The sequence below is a fragment of the Streptomyces pactum genome (assembly GCF_016031615.1).
In the GTDB taxonomy this organism is placed as follows: domain Bacteria; phylum Actinomycetota; class Actinomycetes; order Streptomycetales; family Streptomycetaceae; genus Streptomyces; species Streptomyces pactus.
The window spans coordinates 6,843,374-6,870,284 of the sequence record NZ_JACYXC010000001.1 but is presented as its reverse complement, the minus strand read 5'-3'; the positions used below and the strand labels follow the sequence as shown (position 1 = coordinate 6,870,284).

The 26,911-nt window shown below is 76.1% G+C and carries 20 protein-coding genes, 3 pseudogenes and 1 riboswitch; of the genes and pseudogenes, 15 read left to right on the top strand and 8 right to left on the bottom strand.

The genetic code is table 11. The annotated features are described in order from the left end of the window. Window positions 1-252: 252 nt before the first annotated feature. Window positions 253-1,239: a prolyl aminopeptidase gene (gene pip, locus IHE55_RS27180; RefSeq protein WP_197991445.1), complete on the bottom strand. Its 987-nt coding sequence runs from the start codon at window positions 1,237-1,239 to the stop codon at window positions 253-255. Window positions 1,240-1,289: 50 nt separating this feature from the next. Between pip and IHE55_RS27175 the strand changes: the two genes are divergently transcribed. The 3 genes from IHE55_RS27175 (at window position 1,290) to IHE55_RS27165 (ending at window position 5,880) form a co-directional block, all read left to right on the top strand. Then, window positions 1,290-1,784 carry a MarR family winged helix-turn-helix transcriptional regulator gene (locus IHE55_RS27175; protein ID WP_197991444.1) on the top strand — a complete coding sequence of 165 codons (495 nt, stop codon included), beginning with the start codon at window positions 1,290-1,292 and terminating at the stop codon, window positions 1,782-1,784. Between the two features lie 135 nt (window positions 1,785-1,919). Next, window positions 1,920-2,699, top strand: a complete 780-nt coding sequence (locus IHE55_RS27170) for a thioesterase II family protein (protein ID WP_197991443.1) — start codon at window positions 1,920-1,922, stop codon at window positions 2,697-2,699. A gap of 484 nt (window positions 2,700-3,183) precedes the next feature. Further along, window positions 3,184-5,880 (top strand): SpoIIE family protein phosphatase, encoded by a 2,697-nt coding sequence (locus IHE55_RS27165; RefSeq protein ID WP_197991442.1) that lies wholly within the window; start codon window positions 3,184-3,186, stop codon window positions 5,878-5,880. 243 nt (window positions 5,881-6,123) lie between these two features. Here the strand turns inward: IHE55_RS27165 and ligD are convergent, their stop codons facing one another. Further along, window positions 6,124-7,134, bottom strand: a complete 1,011-nt coding sequence (gene ligD, locus IHE55_RS27160) for a non-homologous end-joining DNA ligase (RefSeq protein ID WP_197991441.1) — start codon at window positions 7,132-7,134, stop codon at window positions 6,124-6,126. Window positions 7,135-7,219: 85 nt separating this feature from the next. Between ligD and IHE55_RS27155 the strand changes: the two are divergent. Next, a pseudogene (locus tag IHE55_RS27155) lies at window positions 7,220-8,272 on the top strand (ATP-dependent DNA ligase); the annotation flags it as partial. Between the two features lie 33 nt (window positions 8,273-8,305). Here the strand turns inward: IHE55_RS27155 and IHE55_RS27150 are convergent. Together IHE55_RS27150 and IHE55_RS27145 are read right to left on the bottom strand one after the other, a co-directional pair. Continuing rightward, window positions 8,306-9,133, bottom strand: a complete 828-nt coding sequence (locus IHE55_RS27150) for an aldo/keto reductase (protein WP_197991440.1) — start codon at window positions 9,131-9,133, stop codon at window positions 8,306-8,308. Between the two features lie 812 nt (window positions 9,134-9,945). Then, the gene (locus IHE55_RS27145) at window positions 9,946-10,383 is read right to left on the bottom strand and encodes a hypothetical protein (RefSeq protein WP_197991439.1); all 438 of its coding nucleotides are present in this window, start codon (window positions 10,381-10,383) and stop codon (window positions 9,946-9,948) included. A gap of 415 nt (window positions 10,384-10,798) precedes the next feature. On the opposite strand from IHE55_RS27145, the gene IHE55_RS27140 reads away from it, so the two are divergent. The 5 genes and pseudogenes from IHE55_RS27140 to IHE55_RS27120 all read left to right on the top strand — a co-directional run bounded on the left by IHE55_RS27140 (window position 10,799) and on the right by IHE55_RS27120 (window position 16,491). Beyond that, entirely contained in the window at window positions 10,799-13,270 is a 2,472-nt protein-coding gene (locus IHE55_RS27140; RefSeq protein WP_197991438.1) for a SpoIIE family protein phosphatase, read from the top strand. Window positions 13,271-13,344: 74 nt separating this feature from the next. Further along, a riboswitch (cobalamin riboswitch) is annotated at window positions 13,345-13,541 on the top strand. 30 nt (window positions 13,542-13,571) lie between these two features. Next, window positions 13,572-14,291 (top strand): energy-coupling factor ABC transporter permease, encoded by a 720-nt coding sequence (locus IHE55_RS27135; RefSeq protein ID WP_197992280.1) that lies wholly within the window; start codon window positions 13,572-13,574, stop codon window positions 14,289-14,291. Between the two features lies 1 nt (window position 14,292). Further along, window positions 14,293-14,541: pseudogene (locus IHE55_RS27130) on the top strand (energy-coupling factor ABC transporter substrate-binding protein); the annotation flags it as partial. A gap of 307 nt (window positions 14,542-14,848) precedes the next feature. Further along, the gene (gene cbiQ / locus IHE55_RS27125) at window positions 14,849-15,598 is read left to right on the top strand and encodes a cobalt ECF transporter T component CbiQ (protein WP_197991437.1); all 750 of its coding nucleotides are present in this window, start codon (window positions 14,849-14,851) and stop codon (window positions 15,596-15,598) included. Beyond that, entirely contained in the window at window positions 15,595-16,491 is an 897-nt protein-coding gene (locus tag IHE55_RS27120) for an energy-coupling factor ABC transporter ATP-binding protein (protein WP_197992279.1), read from the top strand. Before cbiQ ends, IHE55_RS27120 begins: the two co-directional genes overlap by 4 nt. A gap of 79 nt (window positions 16,492-16,570) precedes the next feature. Here the strand turns inward: IHE55_RS27120 and IHE55_RS32815 are convergent, their stop codons facing one another. Together IHE55_RS32815 and IHE55_RS27110 are read right to left on the bottom strand one after the other, a co-directional pair. Beyond that, entirely contained in the window at window positions 16,571-17,332 is a 762-nt protein-coding gene (locus tag IHE55_RS32815) for a GIDE domain-containing protein (protein ID WP_197991436.1), read from the bottom strand. Window positions 17,333-17,529: 197 nt separating this feature from the next. Then, window positions 17,530-19,761, bottom strand: coding sequence for a SpoIIE family protein phosphatase (locus IHE55_RS27110; RefSeq protein ID WP_197991435.1), 2,232 nt, complete (start codon window positions 19,759-19,761; stop codon window positions 17,530-17,532). A gap of 143 nt (window positions 19,762-19,904) precedes the next feature. Between IHE55_RS27110 and IHE55_RS27105 the strand changes: the two are divergent. From IHE55_RS27105 to IHE55_RS27095, 3 genes and pseudogenes are all read left to right on the top strand, one after another. Continuing rightward, a pseudogene (locus tag IHE55_RS27105) lies at window positions 19,905-20,693 on the top strand (bifunctional transcriptional activator/DNA repair enzyme AdaA); the annotation flags it as partial. Between the two features lie 31 nt (window positions 20,694-20,724). Continuing rightward, complete coding sequence (locus IHE55_RS27100; protein WP_197992327.1) at window positions 20,725-21,240, top strand: AlkA N-terminal domain-containing protein; 516 nt, start codon at window positions 20,725-20,727, stop codon at window positions 21,238-21,240. After that, window positions 21,204-21,668, top strand: coding sequence for a DNA-3-methyladenine glycosylase family protein (locus tag IHE55_RS27095; protein WP_197992326.1), 465 nt, complete (start codon window positions 21,204-21,206; stop codon window positions 21,666-21,668). The genes IHE55_RS27100 and IHE55_RS27095 overlap by 37 nt, the downstream gene beginning before the upstream one ends. Before the next feature lie 294 nt (window positions 21,669-21,962). On the opposite strand, the gene IHE55_RS27090 is transcribed toward IHE55_RS27095, so the two are convergent. Then, the gene (locus tag IHE55_RS27090; RefSeq protein WP_197991434.1) at window positions 21,963-23,192 is read right to left on the bottom strand and encodes an acyl-CoA dehydrogenase family protein; all 1,230 of its coding nucleotides are present in this window, start codon (window positions 23,190-23,192) and stop codon (window positions 21,963-21,965) included. A 156-nt stretch (window positions 23,193-23,348) separates the two neighbouring features. Between IHE55_RS27090 and IHE55_RS27085 the strand changes: the two genes are divergently transcribed. Then, the gene (locus tag IHE55_RS27085) at window positions 23,349-24,050 is read left to right on the top strand and encodes a TetR/AcrR family transcriptional regulator (protein ID WP_197991433.1); all 702 of its coding nucleotides are present in this window, start codon (window positions 23,349-23,351) and stop codon (window positions 24,048-24,050) included. Window positions 24,051-24,126: 76 nt separating this feature from the next. On the opposite strand, the gene def is transcribed toward IHE55_RS27085, so the two are convergent. After that, complete coding sequence (def, locus tag IHE55_RS27080) at window positions 24,127-24,678, bottom strand: peptide deformylase (protein ID WP_197991432.1); 552 nt, start codon at window positions 24,676-24,678, stop codon at window positions 24,127-24,129. A 203-nt stretch (window positions 24,679-24,881) separates the two neighbouring features. Here def and IHE55_RS27075 point away from each other — a divergent pair, with 203 nt between their 5' ends. Both IHE55_RS27075 and IHE55_RS27070 read left to right on the top strand, forming a co-directional pair. Then, window positions 24,882-26,120: a Mur ligase family protein gene (locus IHE55_RS27075; RefSeq protein ID WP_197991431.1), complete on the top strand. Its 1,239-nt coding sequence runs from the start codon at window positions 24,882-24,884 to the stop codon at window positions 26,118-26,120. Window positions 26,121-26,163: 43 nt separating this feature from the next. After that, on the top strand, window positions 26,164-26,892 hold the full coding sequence (locus tag IHE55_RS27070; protein ID WP_197991430.1) for a type 1 glutamine amidotransferase: 729 nt from the start codon (window positions 26,164-26,166) through the stop codon (window positions 26,890-26,892). Window positions 26,893-26,911 lie beyond the last annotated feature (19 nt).

Here is a 26,911-nt window from a genome sequence, read left to right as displayed (position 1 = left end):
TGCCCGGTGCCGGCCCTCCGGCCACCCCGGGCGGCCGAAGTTGACCGGTTCGCCGCACCGGGTTGCGCCGGGCGGGCGGTGCGGACGGCGCCGCCGGAGGGACGGGCGCCCCGGCCCGTGTCGCCGGCCCCGCGGCCGGGGTCGCCGCGCCGGGGGCCGGGCGCGGCCGGTGCGTCCGGGGGCCGGGTGGCCGGGCGCGGCGGGTGTGCCGCGCCCGGTCCGCCGGACGGTGCGGCCGGGGCGCCCGCCGGTTCAGCCGCGCCGGGCGAAGCGGTCCAGGGCGGCCAGCTCCCGGGCGCGCATCCGCGCGCTGCCGAAGTGCCCGGAGTCCTCCACCACGGTCAGTTCGGCGTCCGGCCAGGCCCGGCTGAGCTGATAGGCGGTGTGCGGCGGGCTGCCGAGGTCCAGGCGGCCGTGGATGAGCACCCCGGGGATGCCCGCGAGCCGGCCGGCGTCGCGGATCAGCGCCCCCTCCTCCAGCCAGGCGCCGTGCGCGAAGTAGTGGGCGGCGAGGCGGACCAGGGCCAGCCGGGCCGCCGAGGGCCGGCCGCTGTACGGGGCGGGCCCGGGGGTGTCCTCCAGGGAGACCACCGTGTCCTCCCAGGCGCACCAGTCCTCGGTGGCCCGGGCCCGCACCCGGGGGTCGGGGTCGGAGGTGAGGCGGGCGTAGGCGGCGATCAGGTCGCCGTCGCGGTCCGCCTCCGGAACCCCGGCGCGGAACCTCTCCCAGGCTTCGGGGAAGAACCGGCCGACGCCCCGGTAGAGCCAGTCGATCTCCGAGCGGCGGGTGGTGGTCACGGCCCCGACGACGATCTCCGAGACCCGTTCCGGGTGGCGCTCGGCGTAGGCGAGCAGCAGCGTGGAGCCCCAGGAGCCGCCGAACAGCAGCCAGCGGTCGATGCCCAGGTGCTCGCGGAGCGCCTCCATGTCGGCGACCAGGTGCCAGGTGGTGTTGTGCCGCAGGTCGGTGGCGGGGTCGCCGGCGTGCGGGGTGCTCCGGCCGCAGCCGCGCTGGTCGAACAGGACGACCCGGTAGCGGTCGGGGTCGAAGTAGCGGCGCACCCCTGTCGAGCAGCCCGACCCGGGCCCGCCGTGGACCACGAGGGCCGGCTTGCCGTGCGGGTTGCCGCAGACCTCCCAGTAGATCCGGTTGCCGTCCCCCACGTCGAGCATCCCGTGGTCGTACGGCTCGATCGGCGGATACAGCTCCGCCGTGCCGCTCTCCCCGGTGTCTGTCATCGGTCCCACCCCTCGTCACTGGATACGACAGCGCTGTTACATTACCCCACATGAATGCCACACCCGCCGGGACCGAGGTACTGGGCACCCGGCTGCGCCATCTGCTGGAGCTGCTGGACGCCGAGGTGACGGCCGCTTACGCGGACATCGGCCTGCCCGGCTTCCGCCCCCGTTTCACCCCGGTGATCCGTACCCTGGCCGCCTCCGGCGCGGCCTCCATCCGGGAGATCGCCGAGGCGATCGGGGTCACCCACTCCGCCGCGAGCCAGACGGTGGCCGAGCTGGTGAAGGCGGAACTGGTGACGGTGGCCCCGGGGCGGGACGCGCGGCGGCGGATCGTCCGGCTGACCCCCCGCGCGGAACGGCTGCTGCCGGCCCTGGACGCCGAGGCGGCGGCCACCACCGCGGCCGTCGCCGCGTTCGAGGCCGAACTCCCCTTCCCGCTGACCCGGCTCGTGGACGAGGCGCTCGACGCGCTGCGCCGGCGTCCGCTGCGCGAGCGCATCCGCGAGGAGCTGAACGGGGCGGCCCCGCCCGGCGGTTGAGCCGTGGACGAGCCGGACCCCGGCGCCCGCCTGCCTAGGATGGGGACGCCATACACAGGGCCGCGCGCGCGGCGACCGGGTAGCGAGGCGGGGGTGTCCCGTGATGCCGGGGATCTCCGGTGAGGAGCGAGACAGATGAGTGACGGGCAGCGGAACGACCTGTGGGTCAGGCGGTTCCACCCCGTGGACGACGCCGGGGTACGGGTGGTGTGCCTGCCGCACGCGGGCGGTTCGGCACCCTTCTTCTTCCCCTTCTCGGCGCGGCTCGCGGCCGGCGGGCTCGATGTGCTGAGCGTGCAGTACCCCGGCCGGCAGGACCGCCGGGACGAGCCCGCCCTGGACCATCTGCCCGACCTCGCGGAGCAGGTCTTCCAGGCGCTGCGGGGCTGGGCGGACCGGCCGCTGGTACTGCTGGGCCACAGCATGGGCGCGGTCATCGCCTACGAGGTGGCGCGGCAGCTCGAACGGACCGCCGGTGACGGTCCGCTGGGCCTGATCGCCTCCGGGCGCCGGGCGCCGTCGCGGTTCCGGGAGGAGACCGTCCACACCCGGGACGACGCCGGGTTCCTCGCCGAGATCCGCCAGCTCAGCGGCACCTCCGCCAGCATCCTGGACGACGAGGAGCTGGTGCGGATGGTCCTCCCGGCGCTGCGCGCCGACTACAAGGCGGTGGAGACGCACGTACCGGCCCCGCAGCCGCTGCTGCGCTGCCCGATCGGCGTGCTCACCGGGGAGTCCGACCCCAGGGTGTCCCTGGACGAGGCGTCCGCCTGGCGGGAGCACACCACCGGCGGATTCCACTTCACGAGCTTCACCGGCGGCCACTTCTACCTCAACGACCACCAGCCGGCGGTGTGCGACGCGGTGGCGGAGTACGTCGAGGCGTTCACCAAGGAGGCCGCGGCGGCCGGCTGACCCGTACGGCACCGCCCCGGGCCGGCGCCGCCCGCACGGTGAGAGGTGGGGCGGGCGGGGCGCCGGCCGGGCGGCAGGACCTCCGGGCGCCCGGGCCGGTGGCCCGGAGCCCCGCGGCACCCTCCGGCCGCCGGTCCCCGTCCCCGGGACCCGGTGGCCGGAGGCCGGAGGCCGTCACCCGCCGGCCCCGTCATCACGCCGGACGGGGTGCCCCCGCGCCGGACGGCCGTTCCCCGCGCGGCGGCCCGTCCCTGGGCCCACCCCGCCGGACGGCCCGGCCGGCACGGACGGCACCGCGCACACCTGCCACGGGGCACACCCGGCCCCGCGCACAGCCGCCACGGCGCACGCCCGGCCCACACGCGGCACCCGCCCGGACACCGCACCGGCGGCTGCCGCCACAGCGGGGCCGAGCGGGTGAAGATGCGCGCCGGGGCCCCGCCGCGGGACGGCGGTCGTAACCGATTTGTGTGAATATGCACTCATGGGTCGAGCCCGGCCTCCGGAGAACGCGGCCTCCACCAGACGGCAGCCACGGGCCCGCACCGGCCGCCGCCGGGCGGGGCTGGGTATCCGCAGCGTGGCCGGACAGGCGCTGATCCTCCAGGTGGTGGTGGCGCTGCTGATCGTCGCCGCCGGGGCGACCGCGCTGGTGCTCCAGGCCGACCGGGACAGCGAGCGGGAGGCCCGCCGCCGGTCCCTGTCCGTCGCCCAGACCTTCGCCCACTCCCCCGGCGTCGCGGACGCCCTCACCTCCCGGGACCCGACCCGCGAGCTGCAGCCCGGTGCGGAGGCCGTCCGGAAGAGCACCGACGTCGATTTCGTGGTGGTGACCGACGAGCGCGGCATCCGCTACGCCCATCCCAACCCGAAGCTGATCGGGAAGAGGTTCGTCGGCGACATCGACACCCCGCTGTCCGGACAGCCGGTCACCGAGATGGTGGACAGCGACATCGGCCGGCTGCTCCAGGCCACCGTGCCGGTGGAGAACGCCGAGGGCGAGGTGGTGGGGCTGGTGTCGGCCGGGGTGCTCGCCAGCTCCGTGGGCGACGTGGTCCACGACCAGCTGCCGGTGCTGCTCGGCGGCGCCGCGATCGGCCTGCTCCTGGCGACCGGCGGCATCGTGCTGGCGGCCCGCCGGCTGAGCCGGCAGACGCACGGTCTCGGCCCGGCCGAGATGGCCCGGATGTACGAGCACTACGACGCGGTGCTGCACGCGGTCCGGGAGGGCGTCCTGATCGTCGGCGACCGGCGGCTGCTGCTCGCCAACGACGAGGCCCGCCGGCTGCTGGAGCTGCCCGCGGACGCCGAGGGCCGGGCCGTCACCGACCTGGGCCTGCACCCCCGGATGACACAGATGCTGGTCAGCGGCCGGGTCGCCACCGACGAGGTGATCGCGGCCGGGGGCCGGCTGCTGGCGGTCAGCAACCGGCCCGCGCAGCGCGCCGGCGGCCCGGTGGGGGTCGTGGCGACCCTGCGCGACACCACCGAGCTGCACGAGCTGTCGGGCGAGGCGGCGATGGCGCGGGACCGGCTGCGGCTGCTGTACGACAGCAGCGTCACCATCGGCACCACCCTGGACGTGGTGCGCACCGCCCGGGAACTGGCCGAGACCACCGTTCCGGACCTCGCCGACTTCACCACCGTGGACCTGGTCGAGGGGGTGCCGGAGGGCGAGGAGCCGGTGCCCGGGCACCCGGCCGGCATGCGGCGCATCGCGCTGCACGGCATCCGGGAGGACTGCCCGCTCTACCCGGAGGGGGAGCCGATCCGCTTCGTGACCAGCACGCCGCAGGCGCGGGGGGTGGCGGGGGCGCGCGGGGTGCTGGCGGCGGATCTGCGCACCTCCCCCGGCTGGCACGCGCAGGATCCGGAACGGGCGCGGGCGATCGTGGAGTACGGCATCCACTCGCTGATCGCGGTCCCCCTGCGGTCCCGGAACGTGGTGCTGGGCGTGGTGAACTTCTGGCGCTCGGAGCGGCCGGAACCCTTCGAGGAGGACGACCTGTCACTGGCCGAGGAGGTGGCCGCGCACGCCGCGGCGTGCATCGACAACGCCCGCCGCTACACCCGCGAGCACACCATGGCGGAGACCCTCCAGCAGAGCCTGCTGCCCAGCGGGCTGCCGGAGCAGAACGCCCTGGACGTCGCCTACCGCTACCTGCCCGCGCAGGCGGGGGTGGGCGGCGACTGGTTCGACGTGATCCCGCTGCCCGGCGCCCGGGCGGCGCTGGTGGTCGGGGACGTGGTGGGACACGGGCTGCACGCCGCCGCCACCATGGGCCGGCTGCGCACCGCGGTGCACAACTTCTCCGCGCTGGACATGGCCCCCGACGAGCTGCTGGGCCACCTCAACGACCTCGCGCTCCACATCGACCACGACGAGCCGGGCACCGGCAGCGACGGGCTGACCGGGGCCACCTGTCTGTACGCGATCTACGATCCGGTCGCCCGGGTGTGCACCGTCGCCCGGGCCGGGCATCCGCCGCCCGCCGTGGTGGACCCCGACGGTTCGGTGCGGTTCGCCGAGGTGCCGGCGGGGCCGCCGCTCGGACTGTCCGGGTTCCCCTTCGAGTCCGTCGAACTGCCGCTGGCGGCGGGCAGCCGGCTGGTGCTGTACACCGACGGGCTGGTCGAGCAGCGGGGCCGGGACATCGACGTCGGGCTCGACACCCTCCGCGAGGTGCTCGCCCGCGGGGAGCAGGACCCGGAGGAGATCTGCCGGCAGCTGCTGCGGGCGCTGCTCCCGGAGCGGCCCGAGGACGACATCGCCCTGCTGGTGGCCCGGACCCGTTCGGTCCCGGCGGACCGGATCGCCGAGTGGGCCGTGCCCGCCGACCCGGCGGCGGTGGCCGAGGTGCGCACCGCGGTCTCCGGGCGCCTCGCCGCGTGGGGGCTGGCCGAGGAGGCGTTCACCACCGAGCTGATCCTCAGCGAGCTGGTCACCAACGCCATCCGGTACGGCGGGAGCCCGATCCGCGCCCGGCTGATCCTGGACCGCTCGCTGATCTGCGAGGTCGCCGACGGCAGCAGCACCTCACCGCACCTGCGCCGGGCCACGACCATGGACGAGGGCGGGCGCGGGCTGTTCCTCGTCGCCCAGCTGGCGGAGCGCTGGGGCACCCGTTACACGCCCACCGGGAAGGTCATCTGGACCGAGCAGCCGCTGCCCGCGCGGTGAACGCCGCCGGGGCGGGGCCCTGGTGGCCGGGGCCCGGTGAGGGAGCCGCAACCCCGCGGACGGGGGCCGGGACCGCGCCCCGGGACGGGCCCGCGAGGCCCGGGGAAGCGCGCCGACGCAGAGAGGGGACCGCCCGGCAGCCCCCGGGAGGGAGAGCCCGCGAGGCCCGGGGCCCGGAGAGGGTCCCGGCAGGCCGCCGAGGAGCGTTCCGCGGGACCCGGCAGGGGCCGGGCGCGGAAGCGGTCACTCGGCCGGCCGGGCCCGGCTGGGCTGGACGCGCCGGGGCTCCCCGGGCATCTTCGGGTGGTCCGGCGGATAGGGCAGGTCCCCGAGTCCGTGGTCCCGTTCGTCGCGGTCGGCCTTCTCCAGCAGGCCGTCCAGCGCGTAGGCGTGGTCGGCCATGTCGGCGTGCACGTCGCCCAGCTCGGCGAACCGGCCCGGCATGGTCGCCAGGTCGAAGTCGGCGGGGTCGGCGTCGGCCACCTCCGGCCAGCGCAGCGGGGCGGACACCGGGGCGTGCGGGCGGGGCCGCACCGAGTAGGCGGAGGCGATGGTGCGGTCGCGGGCGGTCTGGTTGTAGTCCACGAAGATCCGCTCGCCGCGCTCCTCCTTCCACCAGGCGGTGGTCACCTCACCGGGCATCCGGCGCTCCAGCTCGCGGCCCAGGGTGATGGCGGCGCGCCGCACCTCGGTGAAGGTCCAGCGGGGCTCGATGGGGACGAAGACGTGCAGCCCCCGGCCGCCGGAGGTCTTGGGCCAGCCGCGCAGGCCGAGTTCGTCGAGCAGCCCGTGCAGTTCCCCGGCGACGCGCACCGCCTGGGCGAAACCGGTGCCCGGCTGCGGGTCGAGGTCGATCCGCAGTTCGTCGGGGTGGTCCAGGCGCCCGCTCCGCACCGGCCAGGGGTGGAAGGTGAGGCAGCCGAGGTTGACGGCCCAGATCACCGCCTCCACCCCGGTGGGGCACAGCTCGTCGGCGTGCCGGCCGCTGGGGAAGGAGATGGTGGCGGTGCGCAGCCAGTCGGGGTGGTTGCGGGGCGCGCGCTTCTGGAAGAAGGACTCCCCGGTGATGCCGTCGGGGAAGCGCTCCAGGGTGGTGGGCCGGTCGTACAGCGCCCGGGTGACGCCCGGGGCGACGGCCAGGAAGTACCGCGCCACGTCCAGCTTGGTGTATCCGCTCTCCGGGAAGTAGACCTTGTCCGGGTTCGACAGCCGCACGGTGTGCTCGCCCGCCCGCAACTCCACCGCTTCGCCCATGCCCGCCACGGTAGGCGCGCAGGCACAGGGCCGCACGCCGGACGGCCGCCGGGCGTACGGGCCGGGCGGGCGGCACAATCGCGGTATGGACCTTCCGGTCATGCCGCCGGTGAAGCCGATGCTCGCCCGGCCGGTGGCGAGGATCCCCTCGGGCATGCACTACGAGGCGAAGTGGGACGGCTTCCGGGCGATCGTCCACCGGGACGGCCCGGAGGTGGTCATCGGCAGCCGCACCGGCAAGCCGCTGACCCGGTACTTCCCCGAGGTGGTCGCGGCGGTGCGGGACGAGCTGCCGGAGCGGTGCGTGGTGGACGGGGAGCTGGTGATCGCCCACGAGGGCCGGCTGGACTTCGACCGGCTGACCGAACGGATCCACCCCGCCGACTCCCGGGTGCGCATGCTCGCCGAGCGCACCCCCGCCGCCCTGGTCGTGTTCGACCTGCTCGCGCTGGGCGACGCGGCACTGCTGGACGCGCCGCTCACCCGGCGCCGGGCCGCGCTGGAGGAGGCGCTGGGCGGGGTGCGCCCGCCGGTGTTCGTGGCGCCCGCCACCACCGATGTCGCGGTGGCCCGGGAGTGGTTCGAGCGGTACGAGGGCGCGGGCCTGGACGGGGTGGTCGCCAAACCGCCGGACCAGCCGTACCGGCCCGACGCCCGGGTGATGTACAAGATCAAGCACGAGCGGACCGCGGACTGCGTGGTGGCCGGGTACCGCTACCACAAGTCCGGCCCGGTGGTCGGCTCGCTGCTGCTGGGCCTGTACGACACGGCCGGCCGGCTCCAGCACGTGGGGGTCTGCGCCGCCTTCCCGATGCGCCGGCGGAGCGAGCTGGTGGAGGAGCTGGCGCCGCTGCGGATGGAATCGCCCGAGGGACATCCGTGGGCCCGGTGGGCGGACGAGGAGGCGCACGCCGCCGGCCGGCTGCCCGGGGCGCCCAGCCGGTGGTCCGGGGGCAAGGACCTGGCCTGGGTCCCGCTCCGCTGCGAGCGGGTGTGCGAGGTGGGCTACGACCACATGCAGGGCGACCGGTTCCGGCACACCACCCAGTTCCGGCGCTGGCGCCCGGACCGGGATCCGCGCTCGTGCACCTACGCCCAGCTGGAGGAACCGGTCACCTACGACCTGGCCTCCGTGCTCGGGCGGGATGGTTCTCGCCGGGCCGCGGGCGGGTCAGCCGAAGGTGTCCGGGTCGGGGCCGATGCGGGTGCCGTCGTCCAGCGCGGCGATCTCGGCGAGGTCCTGCTCACCGAGGGTGAAGCCCAGGATGTCGATGTTCTCCCGGATGCGCTCGGGGGTGACGGACTTGGGGATGACGATGTTGCCCAGTTGCAGGTGCCAGCGGAGCACGATCTGCGCGGGGGTGCGGCCGTACCGCTCGGCGAGCCGGGTGACCGCCGGGGCGGTCAGCACCCCGCCCTGCGCCAGCGGGCTCCACGCCTCGGTGGCGATGCCGTGTTCGGCGTGCACCGCGCGCAGCTCCGACTGCTGGAGCCGGGGGTGCAGCTCGATCTGGTTGACGGCGGGAACGGTGCCGGACTCCTCGATCACGCGGCGCAGATGGGCGGGCCGGAAGTTGGAGACGCCGATGGCGCGCACCCGCTCCTCGGCGAGCAGCCGCTCCAGGGCGCGCCAGGTGTCCAGGTAGCGGTCGCGGGCCGGGACCGGCCAGTGGATCAGGTAGAGGTCCACGTAATCCAGCCGCAGCTGCCTCACGCTGGCGTCGAAGGCGGCGAGGGTCGCGTCGTAACCCTGGTCGTCGTTCCACACCTTGGTGGTGACGAACAGCTCCTCGCGCGGCAGGCCCGACGCGGCGATGGCGTCGCCGACGCCCTTCTCGTTGCGGTAGGCCGCCGCGGTGTCGATGCTGCGGTAGCCGGCCTCCAGGGCCCGGCCGACGGCCGTGGCGGTCTCGTCGTCGGGCACCTGGAAGACGCCGAAGCCCAGCTGCGGGACACGGACGCCGTTGTTCAGGGTGATGGTGGGCATGGTGCTGGTCATGGCGGTGGTGTCTGCCTCTTCCGGAAGGGTTCAGGGGGATTCGGGAGGGTCCGAGGGGGCCGGGGTGGGGGTCCGGGGGATCCGCCGGTCACCGCGGGCCCGCGCGGGGGCGCAGGGACGGGCACCGGGACGGGAACGCCCCGTCGCGGGGTGCCCCGGGGCCCGCCCGGCAGCGGGGCGAATCCGCCGCGGCCGGGGGGTGCCGGGCGGGGCCGGGGAGCAGTGCGTACACGGTGACACCGGTACCCGTCACGTCCCCGGCCATGCCCCGGCGGAGCGTCCGCCCGGAGCCGTGCGGTGCCGGCCACCCCGCGCACGCGGTGACGGACCGCCCCGAGCCGGGGGCACGGCCGCCGGCCCGGCACCGGGAGACCGTGCGGCCCCGCCGCGCCCCGGCCGTCGGCCGGGAACGGGACAGGGCGGGCCGCGCCCCACCGGCGCCGCCCGGAACCGTCCCCGCCCCGGGGCGGGTGAGCCGGCCCGGCCGCGACCGCCGGACCGGCGCCGTACCGACGGCGGCGCCCCCGCCGGTACGGCCCGGACGAGGGGTGCGCCGGACGCCCCCGGGGCGGGTGGACGGCGGAACCGGGGCGTCCGCCCCGGGACCCGGCGTGCGGTGCGACGCCGCGCCCGCGGACGCCGTTCGTTCCGGTGCGACCAGCCGGCCGCCGGGTTCCGTCCCGCCGGCCGCCGGCCCCCGCCGGGCTCCGGTGGTGACGGGCCACCGGCCCCCGCCGGGCCCGGCCGTAGGACCGCACCGGTCCCACCGGTCCTGTTTCGGGCACGCCGGGCCCGCCGTTCCCACCGGGCGGTCAGGAGCCGTCGAGCTGGCGGCACACCCGCAGCTGCTCCGGGGAGAGCCGGGAACCCGCCAGATCGCACAGCCGGCGCATCGACATGCCCTCCGGCAGCACCCCGCGGGGCAGCCGCGGTGCCGGGCCGGCGGCGGTCGGCGGAACGCGCGGCGCGGTGGGCGCCGCGGGCGCCGGACCGGCGGCGGGCGACCGGTCGGGGGCCGGCTCCCGCGCCGGGCCTCCCCGGTCGCCGGGGGCGCGGCCGGCCTCACCGGCCGCCGGGGCGGCCGGCGTCCGCCCGGGCGAGTGCGCCGGGTCGGTGGCCCGGGCCGTGGACCGCGGCGCCGATTGGCCGGCCGGACGCGGGCCGGGGGACCCGTCGCCGGTGACCGTGACGCAGCCGGCCGCGCCGGGCAGCAGACAGAGCAGGGCGAGAGAGAGCAAACGGTGACGCATCCGGCCACCGTGCCGCATCCGGCCCCGACCGGCCGTCGCGGCACCCCGCCACCACCTGAACGACGGACCCCGCCGACCGCGAAGCTGACCGGCCGGCCCCCGCTCCCCGGCACGGGCGCGGACGCGGACGCCGCCGGGCAGGGCCGTCACGGCGTCCGGCGGACGCGACCCCCGGGGACGGGCGCGGCCCTGCGCCACCGGCCCGAGGCCCGTACCACCTCCGGCCCGGAGCCGTACCGGAGCGGGCCCGAGGCCCGTACCGGCGCGGGCGTGTTCCGCCCCGGCGGACCGGGGTGCCGGCCGCCGCCCCGCCCGGCGGCGGCCCGGATGGGGGACCCGGGCGCCGCTGGAATCGTGCGCCCCGGGCTGCGCTGAGATCCTGGGAACCGGCCGAGAAACGGGATGTGTGTTTCGCATGCACAGTGCCAAGGGTGACGACGGCTGTTCCTTCGCCGTCCATGACACCGCCGTGGCCGTCGTGGACCGCGGCGGCGCCCTGGTGGGCTGGACGCCGGCGGCCGAGGCGGTGCTGGGCCACCGGGCGGCGGACGTGTGCGGGCGGCCCGTGGCGGACCTGCTGGCCGACCCCGGGCAGCTGACGGACGTCCTGGCCCGGCGCACCCCCGGCGTCTGGGAGGGGGAGGCGACCGTACGGCACGGCGCCGGCGGCGAGGTGGCGGTCCGCTTCCGGGTGGTGCCCCTGGACGGGGCGTGCGGGACGACCGGCTACCTGGTGCTCGGCGCGCCGCGCGACCGGATCGCCCGGTGGCACCAGGACCACGCCCTGGCCGCCGGGCTGTTCCAGCAGGACCGGTTCGGGCTCGCCGTGTTCGACACCGGGCTGCGGCTGGTGCGCGCCAACACCCCGGTGCTGCCCTACACCGGCCTCCCCCAGGACCTGCGCGGCCACCGGCTGGGCGACTTCCTGCGGGCCGAGGACGCCTCGGCGCTGGACGAGCGGCTGCGGCGGGTGATCGACACCGGGGAGCCGCTGCTGGGTTTCACCACCCCGGTGCGCACCCTGGAGGACCCGCGCAGCGGGGTGGTGCTCCAGGCGTCCGCGTTCCGGTTGCAGGAGAGCGACGGGCGGGCGCTGGGGGTGGCCGTCACCTTCGTCGACGTCACCGCGGAACACCGCACCCAGGAGCGGATCGCGGTGCTGCACCGGGCCACCGCGGCCCTCGGCAGCTCCCCGCTGTCGGCCCAGGCGACCAGTGACGAGCTGGTCGCCACCCTGCTGCCGGCGATCGCCGACACCATCGTGGTGGACGTCGCCGAGCCGGTGTTCACCGGTGGCGAGCCGGTGTCCGACCGGCGGGAACGGCTCGCGCTGCGGCGCACCGCGGCCGGCGGGGAGGGCGCGGACGCGCTGCGGCCGGTCGGCACGGTGCTCACCGAGGCGGTCCCGGCCTCCCCGGCCGGACCGACCCGGGGCGCGCTGGTGCCGGAGCTGGACGCCGGCGGCGAGGTGCCCGACTGGGCGACGGCGGTGCCCGGGGCCCGGTCGGCGCTCAGCGCCCCGATGTGCGCCCGCAGCACCCTGCTGGGCCGGGTGCTGCTGTGGCGGTCGGCGCCCGGCCGGCCGCCCTTCGAGCAGGGCGACCTGGACCTGCTGGAGGAGATCGCCTCGCGGGCCGCGCTGGCGCTGGACAACGTACGCCGCTACACCCGGGAACACCTGGCGGCGGTCAGCCTGCAGCGGTCCCTGCTGCCGCCGGCCACCGCGGACACCGCCGCGGTGCGGACCGCCAGCGTCTACCTCCCGGCGGACCCGATCGGCGGGGTGAGCGGTGACTGGTACGACGTCATCCCGCTGTCCTCGGCGCGGGTCGCCCTGGTGGTGGGGGACGTGGTGGGGCACGGTCTGCGGGCCACCGCGGCCATGGCGCGGCTGCGGACGGCGGTGCGCACCCTGGCCGACCTCGACCCCGACCCCGACGAACTCCTCACCCACCTGGACGACCTGGTGCTGCAACTGCCGCTGGGCATCGGGCTGCCGGACGCCGCCGAGGGCCCCGCGGCGGTGGGGGTGCCGGGCCCGGGCCTGCTGGAACTGCCCGGTGAGGACCGGTCGGCGGACCCCGGCGGGGGCGACCCGGACTCCTTCGCCGCCACCTGCCTGTACGCGGTGTACGACCCGGTGAGCGGGGGGTGCTCGATGGCCAGCGCCGGGCACCCGCCGCCGGCGGTGGTCGGTCCCGGGGGCGAGGTGACGTTCGTCCCGATGAACCCCGGCCCACCGCTGGGGGTGGGTGGCCTGCCGTTCGAGAAGACGGTGGTGGACGTCGGGCCGGGCAGCGTGCTGGCGCTGTACACCGACGGGCTGATCGAACGCGGCGAGGGGGACGTGGACGAGGGCATGGACCGGCTGCGGGAGCGGCTGCTGCGGGCCGACGCGCTGCACCGGCCGCTGCACGACGTCGCCCGGGAGATCGTCGCCGGGCTGCCGCCGACCCGGCTGCCGGACGATGTGACCCTGCTGGTGGCACGGGCCCGGCGGGTGCCGCCGGAGGACACCGCCACCTGGGGGCTGGCGGCCGACCCGGCCGTGGTGGGCCGGGCCCGGGAGCTGGTGAGCCGGCAGCTGGCCGCGTGGGGGCTGGAGCTGCTGGGGTTCACCACCGAACTGGTCGTCAGCGAGCTGGTGACCAACGCGATCCGGCACGCGGGCGGCCCGGTGAGCCTGCGGCTGATCCGGACCGACGTGCTCACCTGCGAGGTCTCCGACCCCAGCAGCACCCAGCCGCGGATGCGCCGGGCCCGGGACACCGACGAGGGTGGCCGGGGCCTGTACCTGGTCGCCCAGCTCACCACCCGCTGGGGCAGCCGGTACACCCGGCAGGGCAAGACGATCTGGGCCGAGCAGGCGCTGCCGCCGGTGCTGTGAACCGGCCGCCCGGCGGCCGCGGCCCACGGCGCCCGCGGCCCGGGCCAAGGCTTGTCGTGAGCACGTAGAGCCGACTAAGGTCGCAGGGCCTTGGTGCACGGGAAACCGGTGGAGAACCGGTGCGGCCCTCGCCACTGTGATCGGGAAGTCCGGCTCCATCCCCGCGGGGAGGCCACTGGGACGGCGCGGAAGTCCGCGTCCGCCCGGGAAGGCGGAGCACCGGGCGGCATGACCCGTCAGCCAGGAGACCGGCCGAGGCGTGTCGTCCATCCACGAGGTGTTGGAGAGGTCCCGCGTCCCCATGCACATAGCCGAGGGCTACCTGCCCCCGATCCACGCCGCCGCCTGGGCCGCGGCCGCCGCGCCGTTCGTCCTCCACGGAACCCGGGTGCTGACCCGCGAGGTCCGGGCGAATCCCGAGAGCACCCTGCTGGTCGGCGCCGCCGGCGCCTTCACCTTCGTCCTGTCCGCGCTGAAGATCCCCTCGGTGACCGGGAGTTGTTCGCACCCCACCGGCACCGGCCTGGGCGCGGTCCTCTTCCGCCCGCCCGTGATGGCGGTCCTGGGCACCGTGACCCTGCTGTTCCAGGCGCTGCTGCTGGCCCACGGCGGCCTGACCACGCTGGGCGCCAACGCCTTCTCCATGGCGGTCGTCGGACCGTGGGCCGGGTACGGCGTGTACCGGCTGCTGCGGCGCACCGGGCTGCCGCTGATGGGCTGCGTCTTCCTCGCCGCGTTCGCCGCCGACCTGAGCACCTACTGCGTCACCGCCGTGCAGCTGGCGCTGGCGTTCCCGGACCCCGCCGGCGGGTTCGCCGGGGCGCTGGCCAAGTTCGGCGGCATCTTCGCCGTCACCCAGATCCCGCTGGCGGTCAGCGAGGGACTGCTGACCGTGCTGGTGATGCGGCTGCTGGTCCAGTCCAGCCGCGGCGAGCTGACCCGGCTGGGCGTCCTGCCGCCCGGCGGACCGGCCGGCGGCTCGGGCGGACCGGCCGGCGGTGCGAAGGGAGCGGTGGTCTGAGATGAGCCGCAACGCGAGGATCAACGCCCTGCTGCTGGCCGTGGTGGCGCTGCTGGCGGTGCTGCCGGTCGCGCTGGGCCTGGGCGACGACGAGGAGGAACCGTTCACCGGGGCCGACGCCCGGGCACAGACGGCGATCACCGAGAACGACCCCAACTACGAACCGTGGTTCACACCGCTGTACGAGCCGCCCTCCGGTGAGATCGAGTCGGCCCTCTTCGCGGTCCAGGCCGCGCTGGGCGCCGGGGTGCTGGCCTACTACTTCGGACTGCGGCGGGGGCGCCGCCAGGGCGAGGCCCGGGCCGCGGCGGCTGCCGCTGCCGCCGCCGCGCCGGACGCAGCCCCGGCGCAGGCCGGCCCGGCGCCGGAGGCCCCCGCGCAGGCCGGTCCGGCGCCGGAGAACCCCGCGCAGGCCGGTCCGCGGGCCACCGACCCGGGCCCCCGGCCGTCCGGCCGCCGCCCCGGTGGCCGCCCGGCCCTCCCCGGCCCCGACGGGAGCCCGCCGAGGCGGCGACGCACCAGGGCCCGGCCGTGCCGGCCGGCCGGTCTGACCGGCCGTGCTGCCCATCGACGCGGCGGCGCACGGCAGCCGCTGGCGCCACCGCCACCCCGCCGAGAAGGCGCTGCTCGGCATCGGCCTGACGGTCACCGCGATCTGCCTGCCGCCCTGGCCCGGGGCGCCGCTGGTGGCCCTCGCCGCACTCGCCGTACTGCTCGGCCCGGCCGGGGTCGGCGGACGGCAGCTGTGGCGCGCCTTCCGGGTACCCCTGGGCTTCTGCGTCACCGGGGCGCTGCCGCTCCTGGTACAGCTGGGCGGGGACACCGGCTGGGTCTCCCCGGCGCCCGGCGGCCCGGTGCAGGCCGGAGAGCTGCTGCTGCGCACCTCGGCGGCCTCCCTCGGGGTGCTGCTCCTCGCCTTCACCACCCCGGTCTCCGACCTGCTCCCCCGGCTGGTGCGGGCCGGTGTCCCGGCACCGGTGGTGGACGTGGCCCTGGTGATGTACCGGATCGGCTTCCTGCTGCTGGACACCGTCTCCCGGGTCCGCCAGGCGCAGGCGGCCCGGCTCGGCCACTCCGGGCGGGCCGCGGCCTGGCGGTCGGTCGCCGGGCTCGGCGCGACCGCGTTCGTCCGCGCCTTCGACCGGGCCGGGCGGCTGCAGGCCGGGCTCGCCGGCCGCGGCTACGACGGCACCCTGCGCGTGCTGCTGCCGCCCGCCACCGTCTCGGCGCGCTTCGTCGGCGCCACCCTCGCCCTGCTGGCGGCGCTGGTGGCCGCCACGCTCGTCCTGGAAAGGTTCCTGCCATGACCCCGCCGCCGGCGCCCCCCGTCGTCGAACTGCGCGACGCCGGATACGCCTACCCGGACGGGCCCCCGGTGCTGCGCGGGGTGTGCTTCGCCGTCACCGAGGGCCGGTCGGTGGCCCTGCTGGGCCGCAACGGCAGCGGCAAGACCACGCTGATGCGGCTGCTCAGCGGCGGGCTGCGGTGCGCCTGGGGCGAGCTGCGGCTGGACGGCGCCCGGGTGAGCCACGACCGCAAGGGCCTGACCCGGCTGCGCACCACCGTCCAGCTGGTCCTCCAGGACCCCGACGACCAGCTGTTCGCCGCCTCGGTCGGGCAGGACGTGTCCTTCGGCCCGATGAACCTCGGCCTGCCGGAGGGCGAGGTGAGGGCCCGGGTCGCCGAGGCGCTGGAGGCGCTGGACATCACGGCGCTGCACGACCGGCCGACCCATCTGCTCTCGTACGGGCAGCGCAAGCGGGCGGCGATCGCCGGGGCGGTGGCCATGCGCCCCAGGGTGCTCGTCCTGGACGAGCCGACGGCGGGGCTGGACCCGGACGGGCAGGAGCGGCTGCTGGAGGTGCTGGCACGGCTGCGGGCCGCCGGTACCACGGTGCTGATGGCCACCCACGACGTGGACCTCGCGCTGCGGTGGGCGGACGACGCGGCGGTGCTGGCCCCCGGGGGCCTGCGCACCGGCCCGGTCCGCGAACTCCTCACCGACCGCGCGCTGCTGGACGAGGCGCGGCTGCGCCGGCCGTGGGGGACGGCCGCCGCCGAGGTGCTGCGGGCGCACGGGCTGCTCGCCGCCGGGGAGCCGGGCCCGCTGACACCGGAGGAGCTGGGCCGCTGGGCCGGCCCCGGAGCCGGCCGCACGGCCGGCGGCGCCGCGCTCGGCCACGGCCGGCCGGCGCGGTGACCGGGCGCGGCGCCCGGGTGGGCTCTCGTGTGACCCGCGGCAGGGCTCCGGCCGGCCTCCCACCGTGCCGACGGCTTCGTCAGCCCGATGTCAGTTCGATGATGGTGAACACGGTGACGCCGACCACGAACAGCGAACCGCCGCCGATGTACCTGCTCCTCGTCCGCTCCGACGAGCGCTCCCTGAGCTCCTCCTCCGAGAGCGTGGACACGATGAACGGACCTCGGCCCGGCTTGCTCATGACGGCGTGACCGGTCTCGGGATGCCGCCGTCCCACGCCCAGCACGTACATCGGTTGTCCGGGGGGCACGATCACCTCCCTCCAGGTGACCGTATGGTCGAGCTTCCGCTTGTCGAGGACGATCGGCTTCCCCGGCACTTCGATGTGCTGCGCCTCCACGGCCGGCATCGTGACGAGGTGGCTGCGGACCGGCTCGTCGACGGCCGTGCCGTCGACATTCACCACGGCGAGGCCCGTGGGGTCACGGACGTACAACTGCGGCGCCGAGCAGACGTTCCACCGTGTGCTGGTGTGCGTGGTGGAGATTTCGCGGCCCTCGTCCTTTTCGACCGTCCGCCATGTCTCCTGGATCGTGGCCTGGAACCACACACACGGTCTCCCGGACATCGGGCCGGTCAGCAGCCCGCCCGGGCGCGGCTCCGCGGAGCCTTTGATCACGCACCTGAGCGACCGCTCGCCCACGTCGGAGATGTCCACCGTCGGAACCGCGTTGACGGCGGAGAGCTTGCGCTGCTCCAGCAGCGCACGGACGAGGACGATCAATCCACCGATGACGGCGAATTGCGCGATGAACTGGATGAAGATCAAGGGGTCCTTCACAGGGGGCGGGTTCGTGCGCTTCGGCTGGGTCATGCCCGATCGGTCGGGGCCGTCACCCCCGTGGCCGGTTTCGGCCGGAACCCGCTGTTGGACGGCAACCGGAGTACGGAGAACGCCGTGAACGGTCGACGGACACCGCCGGGCAACGCGCCGTCTGCCCGCCGAAGCGCCCCGGGCCGGCCGGGTGCGCGTCCGGTTCAGCCGGTACCCGGCGCGCGGCGGCGAACCAGCAGCAGCGCGACGTCGTCGTGGTGCCCGGTCTCGGGCACGGCCCGGGTGGTCACCTGTTCGGCCAGCAGCTCCAGGTCCGGCCCGTGCGGCCCGTTCGCGGTGACCGCGGCGCGCGCCAGCCGGCGGGTCAGGTCGGCCACCCCCTCGTCGTAGTCGGCGCCGGGCCGCTCGACCAGGCCGTCGGTGTAGAGCAGCAGCGTCGCGCCGTGCGGCAGCACGGTCTCGGTGGCCGGGTACTCCTCGTCGCCGCCGGGGAACAGACCCAGCGGCATCCCGCCCGGGCACCGCAGCACCTCCGCCCGGCCGTCGGCGCCCAGCACCAGGGGGTGCGGGTGCCCGGCCCGTACCGTCCGCACGGTGCCGTCCGCCGGGTCGATGTCGACGATGACGCAGGTGGCGAAGAGGTCGGTCTCCAGATCGCCCAGGGTCCGGTTGGCGCGGGCCATCAGCGACGACAGCTGGTGCCCCTCGGCGGCGTGGGCCCGCATCGCGATCCGCAGCTGGCCCATCACCGCGGCGGCCCGCGCGCTGTGGCCCTGGACGTCGCCGATGACCAGGGCGACCCGGCCGTCCGGCATCGGCAGCGCGTCGTACCAGTCGCCGCCGACGTCCAGCCCGTCCGAGCCGGGGCGGTAGCGCACCAGGATGTCCAGCCCCGGCAGCCGGGGCAGCCGCCGGGGCAGCATCAGGTCCTGGAGTTCGGTCAGGTGCGCCCGGCGCTCGTCGAACAGCCGCGCCCTGGCCAGCGACTGGGCGAGGATGCCGGCGAGCCCCGCGCCCAGCACCTGGTCGTCGGGGGAGAACACGCGCGGGTGGTCGTAGACGATCGCACAGACCCCGACCAGGCCGTCCGCGGTGGTCAGCGGCAGGACCGCCCAGGCGTGCAGCCCCGGCAGCGGGACCAGCCGCTCGTCCCGGATGCGCGCCATGAACTCCTCCCGGGAGCTGAGGAACATCGGCTCGCCGTCCAGCAGCGGGGCCAGGTACGGGTTGTCGATGCTGATCCGGCTGATCCAGCGCAGCCGTTCCCGTTCCTGTTCGGTGAAGCCCCAGGAGCCCAGCGGCTCCATGGTGCCGTCCTCGGACTTGAGGTAGACCACCATCCGCTGGCCGCCGAAGGCCGGCAGCACGGTGTCGCCCAGGGTGGCGACGATGTCCTCGGACGAGGAGGCCGCCGTGAACGCCCGGGTGATGCCCAGCACGAAGTCCTTGCGCGCCTGCCGCTCCTGTTCCCGGGCGTGTTCCTCGGTGGTGTCCCGGGCGACGCCCACCATGCCCCGTGCCTCCCCGGCGGCGGTGTACACCACCCTGCTCTCCGCCTCGATCCAGCGGACCGCCCGGTCGTTCCGCCGCACGATGCGGAAGCGCGCCAGGTAGCGGCCGGTGCGGATGCTGTCCCGCACGGCCGTCTCCACCATCTCCCGGTCCTCGGGGTGCACCGCCTCGTAGAAGGTCTCGGCGCGGCCGTCGAACGCGGCCGGGGCGATGCCGAACAGGTGGCACAGCCGCTCGTCCCACACCAGCCGCCCGGAGGGGAAGTCCCAGTCGAAGGAGCCGATGCCGGCGTTGGCCATGGCCATCTCCAGCATGCCGGCCCGGTTGCGGGTCCGGAACGGCAGCAGCGGGTGCCCGGCGTAGGGCTCCGGCCCGCCGGTGTCCCGGCGCTCCCGGTCCAGCAGCTGGTCCAGCCGGTGGGCGCAGAGCGAGGCCAGGGTGAGGAAGGACCGGTGCCGGGCGGTGTCCAGCAGGTGACCGCCGGGGACGTCGAGCACCATCGACCCGATGCACCGGGAACCGATCATCAGCGGCAGCACCGCGTACTCGGCGGGCATGCTCTCCGGGACGAGCCCCGCCTCGATGTAGAGGTCGTCGAGCTCGCCGGGCAGGATGTAGAGCGGCTGGTGCTCACGGATCACCTGCGCCGCGGGCAGTTCCGCCTCGATGGAGATCACCCGGTACTGCTCCAGGGCCTGCTCCTCGGCGCCCACCGCGGCCAGCAGCCGGATCATGCCGTCGCCGTCGGCCCGGTAGAGCAGCCCCACCGAGCTGCCCGGGCCGGGCTCCACCGTGCCCATCGCCGCGGTCAGCAGCTCCTGGGCGTCCGCGCTGCCCAGCAGCCGGGCCACCGCCCGCTCGTCCAGGCCGCTGCGCCCGCCGCCGTCCGCGTCCCGGTGGCGGCCCGCCGGGCCTCCGCCCATCGTCGTGTCTCCGTCTTCCGCTGCCCCGTGTGGCTGCCCGCCGCGGTCCCATGGTCCCCCAGGTCCGGACGGCCCGCATCAGCAGCGGCGATGTCCGAATCCCGCCAGCGCGCGCCCCGGCGATCACGCACCCTGGAGGGGTGATGGACGAGGAGAGCATGTACGAGGCGGTGTGCAGCCGGGACGGGCGGTTCGACGGCGAGTTCTTCTTCGCCGTGGTCACCACCGGCATCTACTGCCGCCCCAGCTGCCCCGCGGTCACCCCCAAGCGGCGCAACGTGCGGTTCTTCACCACCGCCGCGGGGGCCCAGCGGGCGGGGTTCCGGGCCTGCCGCCGGTGCCGGCCGGACGCGGTGCCGGGTTCGGCGGAGTGGAACGCCCGGGCCGATGTGGTGGGGCGGGCGATGCGGCTGATCGGGGACGGCGTGGTGGACCGCGAGGGGGTGGCGGGCCTGGCGGACCGGCTGGGCTACAGCGCCCGGCAGGTGCAGCGGCAGCTCAACGCCGAACTGGGCGCCGGGCCGGTCGCGCTCGCCCGGGCGCAGCGGGCGCACACCGCGCGGGTGCTGCTGCAGACCACCGCCCTGCGGACGGTGGACGTGGCGTTCGCGGCCGGTTTCGCCAGCGTCCGGCAGTTCAACGACACCATCCGGGAGATCTACGCGGCGACGCCGAGCGAACTGCGCGGGCCGCGGCCGGGCACGGCGGGAGACGCCGGCCGGCGGCGGTCCACGGCCCGGGGCGGCGGCCCGGACCGGGCCCGGCCGGCCGCGGCCGGCCCGGTGGCGGTACGGGAGCCGGCGCCCGTGCACACCCCGGGGCGGGGGCCGGCACCCGCCGGGGCCGCGGTACGGGAGCCGGGGGCGCACCCCGGGGGCGGGGGGCCGGCGGCCGGGCGGGCCGCCGCCCCGGAGGCGCCCGGCGGGGTCCCGCTGCGGCTGGCGTACCGGGGGCCCGTACGCGGTGGGCGAGCTGTTCGACTACCTGGAGCGGCGGGCGGTGCGCGGGGTCGAGGAGGTGACCGTCGCCGAGCGGGGCGCAGGGGGCCCGCCCCGGACGGCGGGCGGGGCCGGGTCTACCGCCGCACCCTGCGGCTGCCGCACGGGGGTGGGGGTGGCCGAGGTGGCCGAGGGGCCGGCGGACCGGGGCTGGCTGGCGTGCCGGCTCCACCTGAGCGAGCTGCGCGACCTGACCACCGCCACCCAGCGGATGCGGCGGCTGTTCGACCTGGACGCCGATCCGTACGCGGTGGCGGAGCGGCTGGGTTCCGATCCGGTGCTGGGGCCGCTGGTGGCCCGGCGGCCGGGGATGCGGGCACCGGGCGCGGCCGACCCGCGGGAGCTGGCGGTGCGGGCGGTGCTGGCGCGGGTCACGGCGGCGGGCGGGCGGCGGGCGGACGAGGCGCTGGTGGCGGCCTACGGCGATCCGCTGCCGGCGCCCGGGTGGGGGCCGCGCGTCCGGCCGGGTGGGGCGGGCTGACCCATCTGTTCCCCACCGCGGAGACGCTCGCCGAGGCGTCGCTGGCCCCGCTCGGCCTGCCCGCGGACCGTCGGCAGGCGCTGCGGGCGGTGAGCACCGCGCTGGCGGACGGCACCCTGCGGCTGGATCCGGGCGCGGACCGCGAGGAGGCGGAGCGCCGGCTGCTGGAGCTGCCCGGCGTGGGCGCCTGGGCGGCCGGCTACATCCGGATGCGGGCCCTGGGCGACCCGGACGTGCTGCTGCCGCGGGACCCGGTGTTCCGGACCGTTCCCCCGGAGGCCGGGTGGGGTCCGGGCGGTGCCGACGGGTGGCGCCCCTGGCGCTCCTACGCGATGCACCACCTGTGGCACCGCCGGCGGTCCGCGCGGCCCGCCCCGTCCGCCGGTCCGGCCGGCACCGCCGGACGCGCCACCGCCGGCCGGGACTGAGAGGTGGCGGCCGGGGTGGGACGGCGGCCCGTGCCGGGAGGCCGGCCCGCCGCGCTGCCGGCGGGCACCGGCCGCCCCGGACCGCCCGGAGACCGGTGCCGGGCCCGGGAGGCCGGACCTGCCCCGCACGGCACGGGCGGCCGGTCCGTCAGGGGACGGGGAGCGGACGCGTGGACGGACCGCCCGCCGGCGCGAGGGCCCGGCCGGGCGCCGGACCGCCGGACGGGCGACCGCCGGAGGGGTGATCACCGGACGGGCGACCGTCCGGACGGCCGGGCCCCGGACCGCCGGGCCTCAGCGGATGTGGACGCCGGAGAGGGTGCGGGCGATGACCAGCCGCTGGATCTCGCTGGTGCCCTCGAAGATGGTGTAGATGGCCGCGTCGCGGTGCATCCGCTCCACCGGGTAGTCGCGGGTGAAGCCGTTGCCGCCCAGGATCTGCACCGCCTGGGCCGTGACCGTCCTGGCCGTCTCGCCGGCGAAGAGCTTGGACATGGACCCCTCGGCGGCGGTGAAGGGCCTGCCGTTCACCGCCATCCAGGAGGCGCGCCACACCAGCAGCCGGGCGGCGTCGATCCGGGTGCGCATGTCGGCCAGCTGGAAGGCGACGCCCTGGTTGTCGATGATCGGACGGCCGAACTGGGTGCGGGTCTTCGCGTACTCCAGGGCCACCTCGTACGCGGCCCGGGCGGTGCCCACCGCCATGGCGCCGACCGCCGGGCGGGACGCCTCGAAGGTGGCCATCGCGGCGTTCCGCACCCGCTCCCCGCCGCCGGTCCGCGCCCGCTCCCGGGCCCGGGCCAGCCGCTCGTCGAGCTTGTCCTTGCCGCCCAGCAGGCAGGAGCCGGGTACCCGCACCCCGTCCAGGACCACCTCGGCGGTGTGCGAGGCGCGGATGCCGTGCTTCTTGAACTTCTGGCCCTGGGACAGGCCAGGGGTGCCCGGCGGCACGATGAACGAGGCGTGGCCCCGGGAACCCAGCTCGGGGTCGACCACCGCGACCACCACGTGGACATGGGCGATGCCGCCGTTGGTGACCCAGGTCTTGGTGCCGTTGAGCACCCACTCGTCCTTGGCCTCGTCGTAGACGGCCCGGGTGCGCATGGCCGCGACGTCGGAGCCGGCGTCCGGCTCGGAGGAGCAGAACGCGGCCACCTTCACGTCGTCGGCGTCCCCGTACATCTGCGGCACCCAGGTGCCGACCTGCTCCTCGGTGCCGTTGGCGAGCACCCCGACCGCCGCCAGCCCGGTCCCCATGATGGACAGGGCGATGCCCGCGTCGCCCCAGAACAGCTCCTCGGTGGCCACCGGGATGCCCAGGCCGGTGGGGTCGAAGTACTGCTGGGCGTAGAAGTCCAGGGAGTACAGGCCGATCCTGGCGGCCTCGCGGAGGATCGGCCAGGGGGTCTCCTCGCGCTCGTCCCACTCGGCGGCGGCCGGCCGGATCACGTCCGCGGCGAAGCCGTGGACCCAGTCGCGTACCGCCCGCTGCTCCTCGTCGAGCTCGAAAGAGAACTCCGCCATGACGCCTCCCGCATGATTGTTACCTGTGGTAACCCGGAGTCTGTTACCGGCTGGTACACCTGTCAACTCCCCCGGCCAACCCGCCCCTCACCTGCGGCGAAGTGTTACGTTGCGGAGGCGTCACACCACGTACCAGGGGCGGGGAGGCACCTCACGATGAACACCGGGACCGGCCGGCAGGACGACCGGCGGCCAACCGAGCGGGAGGCGGCCACGCCCGGCCGCAGGCCGGGGGACGCGGACGAGCGCCGCAGGGAGCTGCTGGAGGCGGCCGACCGGGTGGTGCTCCGCGACGGTCCCGGGGCCTCGATGAACGCCATCGCGGCCGAGGCCGGGATCACCAAGCCGATCCTCTACCGCCACTTCGGGGACAAGGGCGGTCTGTACCGGGCGCTCGCCGAGCGGCACACCGACGCGCTGCTCACGGCGCTGCGCGAGGCGCTGGACGCCCCCTCCGACCGGCGGGAGCGGGTGGAGGCCACCCTCGACGCCTATCTGGCGGCGGTGGAGGCCCGCCCGCAGGTCTACCGGTTCCTGATGCACCCGGCCGACGACGACCAGACCGACCAGGCCGGGGCCGACCGGGGCTTCGACGTCGGCCGGCACTCCGCGCCGCTGCTCCGCCGGATGGGCGAGGAGCTGGCCGAGGTGATCGCCGAACGCGTCGAACTGGGCCCCGGCGATCGGGCGGCGGCCCGTGCCTGGGGGCACGGCATCGTCGGGATGATGTACGCGGCCGGCGACTGGTGGCTGCGCGAGCGCCCCTTCTCCCGCGCCGAGCTGGTGCGCAATCTCACGGACCTGCTGTGGGGACGGCTGGCCACCGCCGGTGACCGGGAGGACGGGCCGGGGTTCTGATCCGGGGAGGCCGGGGCCGGGGCGCCCGCCGCGCACCCGGGACCATCCCCCGCCACGCCCGGCGCCGCGCGCGGGGTCAGTCGCCGGCGCCGGCCGCCCAGGGCGCGCGGCGCGCCGCCCGCAGGGCGCGGCGCTGCCGCAGCCCGGTCAGCCGGTCGGTGAACAGCCCGCCGTCCAGGTGGTCGCACTCGTGCTGGAGACAGCGGGCGAAGAATCCGGTGCCCTCCACCCGCAGCGGCTCGCCGGTGAGGGTGGTCCCGGTCACCACCGCCCGGTCGTACCGGGGGGTGGCCGCCTCGATCCCGGGCAGCGACAGGCAGCCCTCCGGCCCGCTGACCGTCACCCCGTCGGCCTCCACCAGCCGGGGGTTGACGATGTGCCCCAGGTGCCTGCGGTCCTCGTCGTCCGGGCAGTCGTGGACGAACACCCGCAGCCCCACCCTGATCTGGTTGGCCGCGAGTCCCACGCCGCGCGCCGCGTACATGGTGGCGAACAGGTCCTCCACGAGCGTGGCGAGCGACCCGTCGAAGACGGTGACCTCCTCGCAGGGCGTACGCAGGGCGGGATCGCCGAGCAGCCGTATCGGGTGCACCACGCCTGAGCTGCCGGGAATCGTGCTCCTTCGCATGTCCGCAAGGGTACGGTCCGGTGACCGGCCGGCCCCCGCCCGCCCCGGGACCGGCGGAGGAGAAATTCGGGCCGACGGCCGGATCTCGATAGGCTGATCCACGACCGATGCCTCCCGGCCGGTGATACCGGCGGCACGGGGGCGTATCCACCGGCGCCCCAGGGGGCACGGGCGCGGCGCCGGACGCAAGGAGGATCTAGGAGATGGCAGGCAACTCGGACCCGCTGTCGGCCCGGGCCAAGCTGGCCGTGACGGCCGGCAAGGCCGCGGCCGCGGTATCCAAGGCCGCGGGCCGTGGCAGTGGCTCGGTGATCGGGGGCAAGGTGGCCCTCAAGCTCGACCCGGACCTGCTCCGTTCGCTGGCGCAGCACCTCGACGTGACCCTGGTCTCCGCGACCAACGGCAAGACCACCACCACCCGGCTCATCGCGGAGGCGCTGCGGGCCGCCGGACCGGTCGTCTCCAACGCCCTCGGCGCCAACATGCCGGCCGGTATCACCTCCGCGCTCGCCGCCGGCGGGGACGCCCGGTACGGCGTGATCGAGGTCGACGAGAAGTACCTGGCCGGGGTCGCCCGGGACACCGAGCCCAAGTGCATCGCGCTGCTAAACCTCTCCCGCGACCAGCTGGACCGGGCCGCCGAGACGCGGATGCTCGCGGAGAAGTGGCGGGAGGGCCTGTCCGGCACCAAGGCGGTCGTGGTGGCCAACGCCGACGACCCGCTGATCGTGTGGGCCGCGTCCTCCTCCCCCACGGTGGTGTGGGTGGCGGCCGGCCAGGAGTGGAAGGACGACGCCTGGTCCTGCCCGTCCTGCGGCGGTGTGCTCCAGCGCCCCGGCGACGACTGGGGCTGCGGCGAGTGCGGTTTCCGCCGGCCGGCCCCCACCTGGGTTCTGCACGGGGACTACGTGCTGGACCCGCAGGGCTCCGCCTGGCCGATCCACCTCCAGCTGCCGGGCCGTGCCAACAAGGCGAACGCGGCCACCTCGGCGGCGGTCGCCGCCGTCTTCGGGGTGCCGCCGCAGGTCGCCCTGGAGCGGATGTACCAGGTGCAGGCGGTGGCCGGCCGGTACGACGTGGTGACCTTCCTCGACCGCCAGATGCGGCTGCTGCTGGCGAAGAACCCGGCCGGCTGGCTGGAGACCTTCTCGCTGATCGACCCCGCCCCGGCGCCCGTGATCCTGTCGGTGAACGCCCGCGGTGCGGACGGCACGGACACCTCCTGGCTGTGGGACGTGGACTACACCCGGCTCGCCGGCCGGCCCATCTGCGTCATCGGGGACCGCAAGCTGGACCTGGCGGTGCGGCTGGAGGTCGCCGGGCTGGAGTTCCGGGTGTGCGAGAACGTGGACGAGGCGGTGCGGATGTGCCCGCCCGGCCGGATCGAGACCATCGCCAACTACACCGCGTTCCAGGACCTGCGCCGCCGCGTGGGCAACTGACGCCCCCACGGCCCGCTGGGCAGTACGGAGAAGGATTGCCATCATGAGCCAGAACAGCCTGCGCCTGGTGTGGGTGTACCCCGACCTGCTGAGCACCTACGGAGACCAGGGCAACGCGCTGGTCGTGGAGCGCCGCGCGCGCCAGCGCGGCCTGGACGTCTCCCGGCTGGACGTCCGGTCCGACCAGCACATCCCCACCTCGGGGGACATCTACCTGATCGGCGGCGGCGAGGACCGGCCGCAGCGGCTGGCGGCCGAGCGGCTGCGCCGGGACGGCGGGCTGAACCGCGCGGTCGCCAACGGGGCGATCGTGTTCTCGGTGTGCGCCGGGTACCAGATCCTCGGCCACGAGTTCATCAACGACCTCGGCCAGCGGGAGCCGGGGCTCGGCCTGCTGGACGTGGTCAGCACCCGCGGCGAGGGCGCCCGGTGCGTCGGCGACGTGCTGGCCGACATCGACGAGCGGCTGGGGCTTCCGCCGCTGACCGGGTTCGAGAACCACCAGGGCGTCACGCACCTGGGCCCCACCGCCCGGCCGTTCGCCCGGGTGCGGTTCGGCAACGGCAACGGCACCGGGGACGGCTTCGAGGGCGCGTACAACGACACCGTCTTCGGCACCTACATGCACGGCCCGGTGCTCGCCCGCAACCCGCTCATCGCGGACCTGCTGCTCAAGCTCGCGCTGGACGTCAACGCGCTGCCGCCGGTCAACGACCAGTGGTACGACGCGCTGCGGGCGGAGCGGATCGCGGCGGCCACCCAGTCCGCCTGAGCACCCGACCGGCCGGTGG